A 13,893-nucleotide genomic window follows, 5' to 3' on the forward strand; every position below is an offset into this window, starting at 1 on the left:
TTAACCATGTGTACTCAAACTTTTTTTTCTCAGTTCAATAATCGAATAATGACGACTATCTTCGCCACGATTATTATGTTTATTTTTTTGAGTTTCTCCATCACCTCTGCTTTAGCCGTAGTACCTAGTAATTTACCTACCCAAGAAAGTATTCAAAACCAGCTTAATTTATTAAATAAACGTAGTGAGTTAAGTGCAGAAGATAAATTAACGATTGCTGACTTTGAACAATCGCTCTTATTACTTGATAACATTCAACAGTTAGAAAAAAAATTAGTAAATTATGATAAAACAGTAGAGCAATTACCTGAAAAACTGCGTAATGCACAATATCAACTTAATCAGTTAAAACAGAAAGTCGCTAATAAAGAGGCGGAAGACTATCAAAAATCACTAGAAGCATTACCGTTAGCAACGTTAGAGTCACAATTAGAGACTGTCTTACAATCATTACAAAAAGCGCAAGACGATTTAGCAAATTACAGTAATGAACTTATTGTGTTACAAACACAACCAGAAAGGGCGCAATCTGTTTTATTTAATAACTCAGAAAGACTGCAACAAATAAGAACATTATTGAATAAAAGCAGTGCAGATAAAGCGCAAATGCGACCTTCAGCAGTACAATTATTACAATTAGAGCAATATTACCTTCAACAACAGAATAATTATCAAAAACGTACCTTACAATCTAATGTGCAGTTGCAAAGCTTATTACAACTTCAGCGTGATTATAGCTCGGCTTACATCGATCTTTCCCAAGAACATGCTCAACTCATTCAAGAAGAGATTAGTGATAAACGTTTAGATAGTTCAGAAGAAACAGCGAAAGAAGCGCAAAGTGCAGGGCTTGAAAATCAGGTCATTAATGATAATCCTTTCTATTTGGCGCAAACAGAAATCAATAAACATCTTAGTGATAAGTTGATTGTTACAACGCAAAATAATAATGAGTTAAACCGCCATAGCCTTATGGTCAAAAATCGTTTAGATAGAGCTATTCAATCTGAACGAAATTTAAAAGAACAAATTGATGTGCTTAAAGGAAGCTTATTGCTTTCTCGTATTTTATTTGAAGAGCAGGTCGATTTACCTGATGGTATTTTCATTAATAATCTGCCGGATAAAATTGCAGACTTACGTTTAGAGCAGTTTGAAATAAACAAACAACGTGATCAGATAATACAGCCAAGTATTTATATTGATCAGTTGATGCATGAATACCAAGTTGCTTATCCTGAAGTGGCAGATCCCAATGCACAAAAAGAGTTGCGTAGTGCATTAGAATTACTTGTTGATGCTCGACGTGAATTGCTTGATAAGCTCAATAATCAATTGGGTAATCAAATCTCGGGTTCGATTAACCTACAAATGGATCAACAGCAATTACGCAGTGTGGTGAGTTCTCTTGAAAATACATTGGCTCAGCAAATTTTCTGGGTAAGCAGTAATAAGCCAATTAATCTCAATTGGTTCTCAACATTTCCTGCTCAGGCGGTTGCTGAGTTTCAAGGTTTTAAACTTAATTGGTCAAATGAAAATCTGCTGATCGGGGCTAAGAAATCACTTCCTGTTCTTATCGCACTAATTTTGTTCGGTTCAATACTGATTTGGCAACGTAAGAAACTCGATATCCAGTTTGAAAAACTCAATGGGGATATTAATAAACTCAATAAAGATTCCCAGTTACATACCCCACTTGCGCTGGGAATTGTCTTTCTAAAAACATTACCGTTATCTTGTTTCGTTTTAGCAATAGGATATTGGCTAATCAATAGCTTTAATGTGCAACAAGAATTTATCTGGTCTTTCGCTTGGCAATTTGCGGTATTTTGGCTGATGTTTGAATGGTCTTATCGCTTAATGTCTGACGATGGTGTTGCTGTAAAACATTTCAAAATTCCTATGGAACGAGTCCAACAAAACCGTAAGCGTTTATTGCGACTCTCTCTTCCTATGTTGCCTATTATTTTGCTTTCTGCTTATGGGATTAATAATCCATTATTGCTGGTAGGCGATGTTATTGGGCAGTTGATTGCAATTATTTCACTATTTGGTATTAGCTTATGCGCACTGCCATTTTGCCGTGAAATGTGGCAGGAAAAAGGTAATCATGTTGTTAGAACCGTAGTAATTACCTTATTAACATTTTCACCTTTAATTCTAATGGGTCTGGTTATTTTTGGTTATTACTATACGGCATTACGTTTGGCAAATCGTTGGATTGATAGTCTATATCTACTTATGTTGTGGTTTATTGCTTACCACGCCAGTTTACGTGGATTAACTGTTGCCGCTAGAAGGCTTGCTTATCGCCGAGCGCTTGAACGCAGACAAGCGATGTTAAAAGAGAAGAAAGAAGGTGAAGATAATAGCCTTGAACCTATTCAAGAACCCCCTATGGATATGGACCAAATTAATCAGCAATCATTAAGACTAACAACGATGATCTTATTTATCATCTTTGCTTCTAGTTTCTATGGAATTTGGTCTGATTTTATTACGGTCTTTACCTATTTAGATGGAATAACGCTCTGGAGTTACAATTTACCAACAGAACTGGGTAACGTTATTAAAGCTGTCACTGTTGCTGATCTATTATTGTCTGTTTCTATTATGGCAATTTCTTGGTTTATGACGAGAAACTTACCGGGGTTATTAGAAGTATTAATTTTATCTCGTATAAAACTGCAACAAGGTGCTTCTTACGCAATCACAACTATTTTGACCTACATTATTATTGCTATCGGAACCATCGTATCACTGGGAATATTAGGTGTAGCATGGGAAAAATTGCAATGGTTAGCAGCGGCTTTAACGGTTGGTTTGGGGTTCGGTTTACAAGAGATATTTGCAAACTTTGTGTCTGGCTTAATTATCTTGTTCGAAAGACCTGTCAGAATTGGTGATACCGTTACTATTGGTACTTATTCCGGTACAGTTAGCCGAATTCGTATTAGGGCAACGACAGTGACTGACTTTGATCGCAAAGAAGTGATTATTCCAAATAAAGCGTTTGTAACCGAACGGCTTATTAACTGGACATTATCTGATACGGTGACACGTATTATTATTCAAGTGGGCGTTGCTTATGGGTCTGATCTTGATAAGGTCAAAGAGATCTTAATGAAAGCCGCTAAAGATAATGTCAGAGTAATGACTGAACCAGAACCTGTGGTGCTATTTACTGAATTTGGGGCAAGTACCCTAAATCATGATTTGCGTTTTTATGTCAGAACATTAGGTGATAGAAATATTGCAATAGATGAGGTTAACCGTGCTATTGATAAGCTATGTAATGAAAATAATATCAATATTGCGTTTAACCAACTTGATGTCTATTTGCATAATAAACAAGGTGATGAAGTACAAGAGATAAAACGTCCTCTGGATGGCTTAACACCTGAAGCCAATACGCCTTTCGCTTAATTAAATAGATAAATGGGTAGATTGTGTCGCCAATTTTTTTTCATAATCTTGGCGCACAATCTCAAGCGCTTCGAGGGCTGTTTTAGGATCAATATGGTGGCTTTCAAGTAAATAGATAAGATCGACTGCCAATTGAACAGACTCAGGTGCTTCTTTTAAACTCATTGTCACTCCTTTTAAAATTTATTTTCTTGTTTCTCAATGCCCTTTTCGATAGAAAACAGGGCGTTTTTGCAGCGCGCAAGGCGATTTTCAAGCGCAGCAATCTCTTTTTGTAACTCTTGTTGCTTTATAAAGCTTTGTGCTTGCGTTAATGAAAGCTCTCTATCTTGGATCATGGCTTGTAATCGACGTTCATAATCCTGATGTTGGGCAAGCTTTTGGTATAAATCGACACTTTTTTTTCGTTGAGTAAGCTGGTTCTCTTGCTTTCTTAGTGTTTGTGTCGATAATTCACGAGTTAATGCTTCAATTTGTTGTAGGATTTGTGTGGCCAGAAATTTAACCTGCTGGCTTCGTTGTGCCTCAACACAAGCGATTAACTGGGTAAAATTATCGCGGATCTGTTGCATATAGCCACCAAGGGAATCACTTCGGCGGTGGAACAGTGCTGTGTCGAAGCAAGGTGCTGCAATTTTTTTGTTTGCAATAGGCGCCACTGTTTCGGCAAGATTGTCTATCTGTTTTTTAAACAAGCTTAAAGGATCGGGTTTATTCATCTGGTTCTTGTCCCTGTTTTGATAAAAACATGAATTGACTTAAAGCAACAAAAAAGAGTTGTTAATTGGCTTTCTGTTGCATTTTAACGGCATATTGCATAGATTCTATCGTTTCGTTTTTTATTATGGCACTGATTATGACTGCTAACGCGCAACAACTGCAATTTATTAAAGACAGTATTGAAACCATTCCTGATTATCCAAAAGAAGGGATATTATTCCGTGATATCACTACGTTATTGGATAATCCTGCTGCATATCAGGCAACCATTGATTTATTGGTAGAACACTATCAAGGTCAGGGTATCACTAAAGTTGTGGGTACCGAAGCGCGTGGCTTCTTATTTGGTGCTCCTGTTGCATTACGCCTAGGTGTTGGTTTTGTTCCTGTTCGTAAAAAAGGTAAATTGCCTCGCGAAACGCTCAGTGAAACTTATGATCTGGAATACGGCACAGATACTTTAGAGATCCACAAAGATAGTATTACGGATCAAGACAAAGTATTAATGGTTGATGATTTACTGGCAACGGGTGGCACTATTGAAGCGACAGCTCGTCTTATCCGCCGTTTAGGTGGTACTGTGACAGAAGCCGCTTTCATTATTTGCTTACCTGATTTAGGCGGTATCGAACGCTTAGAAAAACAAGGTGTTCACAGCTTTACACTGGTTGATTTTCCTGGACATTAATATCTTCACTGTTTAGAGAAGGGTTAATGAGCTCTTATCGTAAACACAAGTAAAAGTGCGGGTGTTTATATATCGTTTATAAGTTTTTCTATTTTTATAAATGTATATTGCCCGCACAATTGTTACTTTTTACTTTATCTTCAATTTCTGCTGGTTCTTTCATCAATATCTCATTTGTTTCTTACAAATCTCGCTCAATAGGTCGTCCCTGTGTTAGCATAGAGATAAATCTTGTTCAAATTTAGCGGAATCAATGAGCTATCAGGTACTTGCCCGTAAGTGGCGCCCACAAACTTTTAACGATGTTGTTGGTCAACGTCATGTGTTGACCGCTTTAGCTAATGGTCTTGATCATCAGCGACTTCATCACGCCTATCTTTTTTCTGGTACAAGAGGTGTCGGAAAAACCACTATTGCCCGACTGTTTGCCAAAGGGCTCAATTGTGAAACAGGTATTACGAGTAAACCTTGTGGTCAATGTGCAAATTGCCTCGAAATAGAACAAGGGCGTTTTGTCGATTTAATTGAAATCGATGCCGCATCTCGTACTAAGGTAGAAGATACCCGTGAATTGCTTGACAATGTGCAATATGCGCCAGCTCGTGGACGTTTTAAGGTCTATCTAATCGACGAAGTTCATATGCTTTCTCGTCACAGTTTTAATGCGCTATTAAAAACATTAGAAGAACCGCCAGAGCACGTTAAATTCTTATTAGCGACGACCGATCCACAAAAATTACCTGTCACGATTTTATCGCGTTGCTTGCAATTTCATCTGCGTGCATTAGATATTGACCAGATTGCGACACAACTCGAAAAAGTGCTTGCAGCCGAACATATTGAAAATGATGTAAGAGCACGTCAACTTATTGCACGTGCCGCTGATGGCAGTATGCGAGATGCATTAAGCTTAACAGACCAAGCTATTGCAAGTGGTGAAGGTGTTGTCAGTGCGGAAGTGGTTAGCCAAATGCTCGGCACTATTGATGATGCTCAGCCTTTAGCATTGATTGAAGCGCTGGTAAAAGCTGATGGCCAACAGGTTATGTCGCTGGTTAATGAAGTTGCTTCAAGAGGTACTGACTGGGAAAATTTCTTGGTTGAAACACTCTCATTACTGCATCAAATTGCAATGTTGCAATTATTGCCTAGTGAAGAAAATCCTCAAGAGCAATTTACTCAAGAACGCTTACGTTTATTGGCTAAATCTGTTTCTCCACAAGATTTACAACTCTATTATCAAACCTTATTAGTAGGGCGAAAAGAGCTGGCTTATGCACCAGATAGACGCATGGGCGTTGAAATGACACTGCTACGTGCGCTTGCTTTTCATCCTAAAACAGTGATTGACGAAATACCTTCTGCGCCATTAGCACAAACTTTACCGTCAGCATCATTGCCAGCGAATAGAATATCTGAACATTATGCTCCGCAAGTGGCGCAAACGCATTCGTCTCAAATGGCCCACCAACCTTCTTCACCAACAGAAAATAGTGCTTCATTAGGCAATAGTCCTGCAGCACAACTTTTAAGAGCAAGGCAGGCAATAAAGGGGACGGAACAACAAACCCCGCCAAAAAAGTCTGAACCGGCGACGCCTAATCGGGCTAAGCCGGCTGCTAGTGCATTAGAGCGGCTAGCAGCCGTGAGTGAAAAACGCCAGCAAGTTGCTAAGCGTCAGACTAATGCGCTTGAAAAGAAGAAAAAAGAAGAGTACCAGTGGCGTCCACAAAACCCTGAATTAATGTCAACTCAAGAGGTTGTTTCTTCACCAAAAGAGATCAAAGAAGTTCTCGAATATGAAAAAACACCTGAATTAGCAGCAAAAATTGCTAAAGAATCACAAGAAAGAGATGCTTGGGCCGCTGAAATTGACAAAATGCCACTACCTAAATTAGTACAACAACTGGCATTAAATGCGTATAAAGAGACAGTAAGTGAAGAAAACGTTATTTTGCATTTACGAACTAAACAGAAACATTTAAATTCAGCAAATGCATTACGCACGCTCACTAATGCGTTAAGTGAATTGCATGGAAAAGCAATTTCACTCACAATTATAGAAGATGATGATCCAGCGGTAAAAACTCCGTTGGAGTGGCGACAAGCCATTTATGATGAAAAATTGGCGTTATCGCGTCAATCGATTATTACGGATAAAACGATTCAAACATTACAGCAATATTTTGATGCTGAACTGGATGAAGAGAGTATCCGACCTGTTTAATCGCAACATGTTGTATGACTTCATACTGTGTGGCTTTTACAAAGAGAGACAATTATGTTCGGAAAAGGTGGTTTGGGTAATCTGATGAAGCAAGCCCAACAAATGCAAGAAAAAATGCAACAAATGCAAGAAGAGATCGCAAACTTAGAAGTGACCGGTGAATCTGGCGCTGGCTTAGTTAAGATCACTATCAATGGTGCTCATAATTGCCGTCGTGTTGAAATCGATCCTAGCCTGCTAGAAGATGACAAAGAGATGCTGGAAGATCTGATTGCTGCTGCCTTTAATGATGCTGCGCGTCGTATTGATGAAACGCAAAAAGAGAGAATGGCCTCTGTTTCTAACGGTATGCAATTACCACCAGGCTTTAAGATGCCATTCTAATGCAAACTAGCCCACTTCTTGAATCATTAATGGAAGCGTTGCGTTGTTTACCCGGAGTCGGGCCTAAATCAGCGCAACGAATGGCTTTCCAACTGCTTCAGCGTGATAGAAGCGGTGGTATGCGACTTGCACAAGCACTCACGCGTGCAATGTCTGAAATTGGTCATTGTTGTGATTGCCGAACCTTTACTGAAGAAGAGCGTTGCACCATTTGTGCCAATGTTCGCCGTCAGCAAAATGGGCAAATTTGTGTTGTCGAAAGTCCTGCGGATATTCATGCTATCGAGCAGACAGGGCAGTTTGCGGGTCGATACTTTGTTTTAATGGGGCATTTATCCCCTTTAGATGGTATTGGGCCTATGGATATTGGTTTAGATAGACTTGAAGAACGCTTAAGTCAAGAAGCTATTTCAGAAGTGATCTTGGCTACAAACCCGACCGTTGAAGGTGAAGCAACCGCTAATTACATTGCTGAAATTTGCGCTCAGTATGATATTGCGGCTAGCCGAATTGCCCATGGAGTTCCAGTGGGTGGTGAGCTTGAAATGGTCGATGGTACTACGCTTTCGCACTCTATCGCTGGACGCCAAAAAATCCACTATTAACATCATAAATTGTTTATTAAAAAACACCTTTTTACTTAATGTAATGAGGTGTTTTTTTATATGACGTTATGAAAAACTTCACAGTATTAGCTATTAATTAGATTTTTGATATTAATACGAGCTTTCCCAATCCTTATATTCAATTTATCGCTTTTTTCTTTCTGATGAATTTCTCATCTTTATGTTACATTAATCATTATCATGAAAAATAATAACTGAATGATGGAGCATCTTATGATCCCTGACGTAGCCTTGGTTGATAATAGTGAACAAAGAACCCCACTGATCTTAGTATTAGATAGCTCTGGTAGTATGTATGGGCAGCCTATTCAACAACTAAATGAAGGCCTTAAGCTACTAGAACAAGAACTAAAAAATGACGTTATTGCAGCAAAACGTGTGCGTATTTTAGTAATTGAATATGGTGGATATGACCAATGTACAGTTCATGGTGATTGGAAAGATGCAATGGACTTTACGGCACCTGTTTTAGAAGCTAATGGTACAACGCCTATGGGGCAAGCCATTACGCTAGCGCTTGAAGAGATTGAAGCTGAAAAACAGCGCTTTAAACAAGCGGGTGTTGCTTATACTCGTCCTTGGCTGTTTTTAATGTCTGATGGCGTTCCGACAGATCAATGGGAACAGGCTGCACAACTTTGTCGCCAAGCCGAAGAAAGTCAAAAAACAGCGGTATTTCCTATTATGGTTGATGGTGCATCCGCAGAAGTAATGGGATGCTTTAGCCGTAATGGTGTTAATGGTGTGAAAATGCTTAAAGGACTGCAATTTAAAGAATTGTTCTTATGGCTAAGTGCTAGTATGCAGGTGGTCTCTCAATCTACACCGGGTGGCACAGCACAATTACCTTCAACTGATTCTTGGGCGAGTGTACCTGTTTGATGAATGATTGGTTAGCTTATGGGGCATCTGCGACAGGCATAGCCCATCAAGAACGTCAAATACCCTGTCAGGATGCTTATTTTATTCGTCGCAAAGGTGAATATCTTATTGCTGCAGTTTGTGATGGCGCGGGCTCTTCTAGTTATAGTGAACAAGGTGCTCAGCTTGTTGCTCGGTTATTTACGCTACGAATTACAGAGTGGCCAAATATTGATCTGTTAACCGAAAAACAGATAACACAAGGGGCTAAGCAACTTATTGAAGATATTCGCCTCCAGCTCGCCGAATATGCAGAAATAAAACAGTGTGCGCTTAATGAATATGCATCAACACTGGTTGCATGCTGGGTTGGCGATGATAGTGGTTATTTGTTCCATTTGGGTGATGGTATTGCAGTGGTGGAATACTGCGATGGTACAAGTTATGTATCACAGCCAGAAAACGGAGAATATGCGAACCAAACTTGGTTTGTGACATCAGAAAATTGGGAAGAGCATTTGCGCGTTATTCCCCTAAATAAACCAGTAAAACAAGTTATTCTGATGTCTGATGGTGTACAGCCATTTGCTATGAATAAAGCGTGTGATGCCCTTTATGAACCGTTTATTACCCCGGTGATCCGTTATTTAAAAACGGTTTCAGAAGATAGCGGAAGTGAGGCATTAGCAGGGACTTTAGCTGATCCTCGAACACACTCAATCACAGGTGATGATAAAACCTTAGTTATTTGCATCAGGGATGAAGAGTTGTGGTAAAAGCGAGAAAGAAAGGGATAGCTCAGCCAGTATCTACGCAACTACAAGATGAAAACGGCAAGATTTATCAAATAGGTGATTTGATAAAAAGCGGTGGTGCAGGTAGCGTTAGCCATATTAAAAACGCACCTTTCCAAGTTTCAAAAGTTTATCATGATAAAATTGATAAAGCCTATTATCTGAAAAAGATCTCGGCGATGCAGAAATTAGAACCTGCATTAAAGCCTGTCTCTGTTAACGATACTCCCATTATCCAACTCGCATGGCCCCAAGCGCGTTTATATAATAGCCAAAAGCAATTTGTTGGCTTTGTAATGCCCGAACTTGATGTCAAAAATACTATTGAGTTGGAATACGTTCTTCAAGAACGCCAAGCCAAGGCTCATGGCTTACCTACGGGAATGGGGGCGAAGGTTAGTCTCGCATATAACCTTTGCTCATTGATTGATGCTTTACACCAACAAGGGCATCGCATTATTGATATGAAACCGCTGAATTTGCGGTTTTATAAATCAAGTTTGTATATGTCTCTTCTCGATTGTGATGGGTTTAGTATTCAAGGTGAGAATACACGCTATCCCGCAGGGCAATTTACCGTCGAATATTTAGCGCCAGAATTTCAAGCTAAGCAAACTATTCCTGAAGCACAGGAAGAGTGGCAAGACCGATTTGCCTTAGCGGTAATTATTTTCCAGTTGCTTAATTTTGGTATTCATCCTTTTAGTGGTCGCCCTAAAAACGACACTGTACCTACGGATATTCCAAGGCGTATTGCTGGGCGTTTTTACGGTTATGGTGTAAAAGCACATAATTTAATTACACCTAGTGTGGCAAGTGGACATAAACAATTACCCGATACATTAAGAGCACTCTTTGATAAAGCATTTTCAGGAGCACCTTCATTAAGACCAAGTGCCAAAACATGGGCTACGGCGCTTTATGAATATGCACAACCTGAAAAACAGCAAATGCTGGTTTGTCAGAAAGATAAAAACCACCAGTATTTTTCGGGTAAAGCCTGTGCTACATGTGCAAGGCAAGCTCAATTACAACAAGTTGCAACGACTCAAAAACAAAATGAAACGCAACGGGAGCAGGAAGGTCAAACCAGAGCACAAAATGCTACTGTTAGACAAGCGACAAGACGCACAGCTCCGCCTAAACCGCGGCAGCCTCCTGCAATTTTTATTGCTATAAAACAAGCAATAAGCAAAGTTCCTAAGGTTCTTTTACATACCGCAATTGCCATGTTGGTTCCTGTGATATTTGGATTATTGCTGATGAATTTTATTCCGCAGGGTATAAGTAGTGGGTTAGGTTCCAATTGGGTCTCGGATTTAATCAAAGCAGATTATATTGAACAAATACTAATAACGATGTTGAGTGTGATGTTTTTAATGGTTTCAGTCATTATCTTGTTAGTTATTTTTGTTTTCCCTTCAATGCATATTTTGAAAAGAAAGCCATAGTTTAGGGAAAATAACATGAAAAAAAGAACAAAGCTGATCCTCATTATTATTGGCGTTATAACGTTATTGTTCCCTTTTTGGTTGCCAGCTTTCTTGGTTTCAACCTTTAGCTTGATTGATGGTTTTAATAGTAGAATTCTCCCCGCATCTGTTCGCTTTGATGAGCGTAATTTCTTACTGGGATTATGGCTAGGCTCTCTCATTATGACGATTGTAATGTTATTGCAATCGTGGAGAGCTAAAAATATTTACTATTTATTTGGCGGGGGGCTAGTGCTTTTAATAGCGCTGGGTGTGTCATTTTCGGTGATCCCAAAGAATGAATTAGAAGATCGTCGCCGTTTTGTTTTACAAAATATCGAACAATCTGAATGGCAAAATTATCATTATTTTGTTGTTAATAGTGAAGATGATATTCGTAAAGTTATTCGGTCTAATCAAGCTAAAGCATTGGCATCTATTAACGCTATTGAAAAAGCACGAATAGCTTTACCGGGATTAGATTATTTTAGTGATGATGTGGCTACTGCGACAAAAGCGAAAGAAGCTTATTTAATTCATACAAAAGGAACACCAGAACGTGCGGACGCTTTAAAAACACTCAATTTTTATGGCGACTGGCTATTAAATCAACCTGAGATTATGGTCGCTCAGGCATTAGCTTCCCTTTCAAATAGTCATGATGCTCAATTAACGCAATCCGGTATTAATGTCATTGCTGTTGCCCCCTTATCACCCGAGGCATGGCAAGTTTTAGCATTGACTTATATTGCTCATCGTTCTCCCGATGCTCAAGTTGAAAAAGCGATGTTAGCTTTAATGGTGTCTGATACGTTGAAACAGACTAAGCAAGGTCATAGTGATAGTTCAGCACAACCATTATTGAAAAAAGCAATTTCAGAGCTTACTGAAAATCAGCGCCAGATTTATCAGATATTACAGGCGCGTGTTATTGAAGATCGTTTTTATCGACAAAACAGTACACCACCAGATGAAGTCACTAAGCTTGCTAATCAGCGATTACCAGTGAGTAATGCAATTAATAATGATTTAACCACTTATCTTGAAATGCAATCAATGATGGGAAAAGAGTATCCCGGAGAAGTGATTGTTGAATCACCAAATGAAGTGAAAAATTTAACTGAGATCCGTTACCCAACAATCAGAAAATATATCCCTCGTGCAGAGGTTATTTTATCCGTTGATGTTGATCCTCAAGGGCGTATTTCAGGGCTTTGGGTACAAAACAGTAGTGGTGTTGATACTTTTGATGATCAAGCTGTGAGTGCTGCTCGTCATTGGCGTTTTATGCCAAATAAAGACGGATATCGCCAACGTGTAACAGTGCATTTTGAAAGCACTCGCCTTGGTTGGAAAGAGTATGCTGTTAAGCTGCAATCAACATTGATAAAACTGGTTAAAGCTTACGCAAGACAAGAAGCCAAAGGGATAACACTTACCGAAAATGTTTATTCAGAATTGAAAAAACAAGCGCCAGAATTAAACGATGAAAGAGAAGTAACTCGCTCTAGCTATGATCCTTATGCTTCTTATTACCCTAGACTATCGCAAAAACAGCAAGAAAAGCGTGCAACGTTACAAGCAATCTTAAAAGAGTTGCAGACATTGCCTAATGGCGAGAATAATCATGAAAATTGGGATAACAGCATTCGCTTTTTAAATGAAAAACTCGTTATGAATCAAGATAATGATGATATTGTTAGAATGGTTGCGCGTTTTGAGTTGCAGTATTACAACGTGGGAACTAATAACTTAGCGAGGTCACCTAATATTTATCCACAAGATAAAGAATATTGGCAAACTTTATTATTGAAAGCGCGTACTCATTTTGAACAAGCTATTGCATTAGATCCTGAGCGTGAAGATGTCTGGTTAGGCTGGGGAATAACATGGCTCGATGAAGATCCAGAAATTGCCGCGGGTGCATTCGCGAAAGCTGCACAGCAAAAATCGAAAGAGAGTATTAGTTCTTTAATGCAAATGCTAGAAATGAGAATGGTGATAAATACACTTGAAGGCGCTCGTTTAGAGCGCTATCAAACCTTACGAGCAAGAATGGATATGCGTTATTTACCTGAAGGCATTGAAGTTAAGCCTTCTGATGATTATCTCAGTGATGACTTAACACAAATTCAGTTAGCTCAGCGTGCAATACCAGCATCAGATCCGAATAGTAAAGTTATTCGTTCATCTTTGAATACCGATAAAATTGAGCAATCAAATCGGACATTTAGTGTTGATTTCTCATCAGCGAATATCAAAGGCAGTAATCAGCCACTACCAAAAGTGAATGCGCCTGACTCCGCACCTAAAACAGGAGATATGATCTTACAACTTGATGTTGATCCTCAAGGTGTTCCTACTGTGGTGTTATTGAAATCTAGTAGTGGAGATATGAGCATAGACGATGCTGTTATTGATGCTGCATATCAATGGCGTTTTAATGGTTCACCTACTCGAAAAGGTAATGTACTTTTGATATCAGTTCAATTTAGCCAATAATTACCATTCAATTAAATAATGTTATAAAAAACCTCTTTTTTTGTTAGAGAAAAGGAGGTTTTTTTATATTTGGAAATTTTCTAACTTATTGAAAGTCATAAAATTGTTATCTAGATCACAAAAAAACCACCATTTAAAAATAACAGAACCACTTAACTGAGAAAACAGACCGCTTAATTCGTTATACAAC

11 protein-coding genes are annotated in these 13,893 nt (G+C 38.8%); 9 read left to right on the top strand and 2 right to left on the bottom strand.

The genetic code is table 11. The features are described 5' to 3' along the window. Positions 1 to 48: 48 nt before the first annotated feature. Positions 49 to 3,429: a mechanosensitive channel MscK gene (gene mscK / locus GTH25_RS03435; protein ID WP_238795303.1), complete on the top strand. Its 3,381-nt coding sequence runs from the start codon at positions 49 to 51 to the stop codon at positions 3,427 to 3,429. Here mscK and rsmS read toward each other — a convergent pair whose 3' ends face one another. Next, positions 3,430 to 3,594: a pleiotropic regulatory protein RsmS gene (gene rsmS / locus GTH25_RS03440; RefSeq protein ID WP_075671955.1), complete on the bottom strand. Its 165-nt coding sequence runs from the start codon at positions 3,592 to 3,594 to the stop codon at positions 3,430 to 3,432. An 11-nt stretch (positions 3,595 to 3,605) separates the two neighbouring features. Beyond that, entirely contained in the window at positions 3,606 to 4,148 is a 543-nt protein-coding gene (gene priC, locus GTH25_RS03445) for a primosomal replication protein PriC (RefSeq protein WP_075671953.1), read from the bottom strand. A gap of 137 nt (positions 4,149 to 4,285) precedes the next feature. On the opposite strand from priC, the gene apt reads away from it, so the two are divergent. From apt to GTH25_RS03485, 8 genes are all read left to right on the top strand, one after another. After that, the gene (gene apt / locus GTH25_RS03450) at positions 4,286 to 4,837 is read left to right on the top strand and encodes an adenine phosphoribosyltransferase (RefSeq protein WP_036911661.1); all 552 of its coding nucleotides are present in this window, start codon (positions 4,286 to 4,288) and stop codon (positions 4,835 to 4,837) included. 253 nt (positions 4,838 to 5,090) lie between these two features. Then, complete coding sequence (gene dnaX, locus GTH25_RS03455) at positions 5,091 to 7,064, top strand: DNA polymerase III subunit gamma/tau (RefSeq protein ID WP_075671951.1); 1,974 nt, start codon at positions 5,091 to 5,093, stop codon at positions 7,062 to 7,064. 54 nt (positions 7,065 to 7,118) lie between these two features. After that, positions 7,119 to 7,448: a YbaB/EbfC family nucleoid-associated protein gene (locus GTH25_RS03460; protein ID WP_023580840.1), complete on the top strand. Its 330-nt coding sequence runs from the start codon at positions 7,119 to 7,121 to the stop codon at positions 7,446 to 7,448. Then, positions 7,448 to 8,053 (top strand): recombination mediator RecR, encoded by a 606-nt coding sequence (gene recR / locus GTH25_RS03465; RefSeq protein ID WP_075671949.1) that lies wholly within the window; start codon positions 7,448 to 7,450, stop codon positions 8,051 to 8,053. Before GTH25_RS03460 ends, recR begins: the two co-directional genes overlap by 1 nt. Before the next feature lie 234 nt (positions 8,054 to 8,287). Beyond that, the gene (locus tag GTH25_RS03470; RefSeq protein WP_223672521.1) at positions 8,288 to 8,956 is read left to right on the top strand and encodes a vWA domain-containing protein; all 669 of its coding nucleotides are present in this window, start codon (positions 8,288 to 8,290) and stop codon (positions 8,954 to 8,956) included. Next, positions 8,956 to 9,711 (top strand): PP2C family serine/threonine-protein phosphatase, encoded by a 756-nt coding sequence (locus GTH25_RS03475; protein WP_159241711.1) that lies wholly within the window; start codon positions 8,956 to 8,958, stop codon positions 9,709 to 9,711. Before GTH25_RS03470 ends, GTH25_RS03475 begins: the two co-directional genes overlap by 1 nt. Next, positions 9,705 to 11,180, top strand: a complete 1,476-nt coding sequence (locus GTH25_RS03480) for a hypothetical protein (protein ID WP_075671945.1) — start codon at positions 9,705 to 9,707, stop codon at positions 11,178 to 11,180. The genes GTH25_RS03475 and GTH25_RS03480 overlap by 7 nt, the downstream gene beginning before the upstream one ends. A 15-nt stretch (positions 11,181 to 11,195) precedes the next feature. Next, on the top strand, positions 11,196 to 13,703 hold the full coding sequence (locus GTH25_RS03485; protein ID WP_164530329.1) for a TonB family protein: 2,508 nt from the start codon (positions 11,196 to 11,198) through the stop codon (positions 13,701 to 13,703). The last annotated feature ends 190 nt before the right edge of the window (positions 13,704 to 13,893 follow it).

It is taken from the genome of Proteus terrae subsp. cibarius (assembly GCF_011045835.1).
Taxonomy (GTDB): domain Bacteria; phylum Pseudomonadota; class Gammaproteobacteria; order Enterobacterales; family Enterobacteriaceae; genus Proteus; species Proteus cibarius.

Coding starts and splice junctions, on each gene's coding strand:
- mscK (WP_238795303.1), top strand. CDS start 49: ATGACGACTATCTTCGCCACGATTATTATGTTTATTTTTTTGAGTTTC.
- rsmS (WP_075671955.1), bottom strand. CDS start 3,594: ATGAGTTTAAAAGAAGCACCTGAGTCTGTTCAATTGGCAGTCGATCTT.
- priC (WP_075671953.1), bottom strand. CDS start 4,148: ATGAATAAACCCGATCCTTTAAGCTTGTTTAAAAAACAGATAGACAAT.
- apt (WP_036911661.1), top strand. CDS start 4,286: ATGACTGCTAACGCGCAACAACTGCAATTTATTAAAGACAGTATTGAA.
- dnaX (WP_075671951.1), top strand. CDS start 5,091: ATGAGCTATCAGGTACTTGCCCGTAAGTGGCGCCCACAAACTTTTAAC.
- GTH25_RS03460 (WP_023580840.1), top strand. CDS start 7,119: ATGTTCGGAAAAGGTGGTTTGGGTAATCTGATGAAGCAAGCCCAACAA.
- recR (WP_075671949.1), top strand. CDS start 7,448: ATGCAAACTAGCCCACTTCTTGAATCATTAATGGAAGCGTTGCGTTGT.
- GTH25_RS03470 (WP_223672521.1), top strand. CDS start 8,288: ATGATCCCTGACGTAGCCTTGGTTGATAATAGTGAACAAAGAACCCCA.
- GTH25_RS03475 (WP_159241711.1), top strand. CDS start 8,956: ATGAATGATTGGTTAGCTTATGGGGCATCTGCGACAGGCATAGCCCAT.
- GTH25_RS03485 (WP_164530329.1), top strand. CDS start 11,196: ATGAAAAAAAGAACAAAGCTGATCCTCATTATTATTGGCGTTATAACG.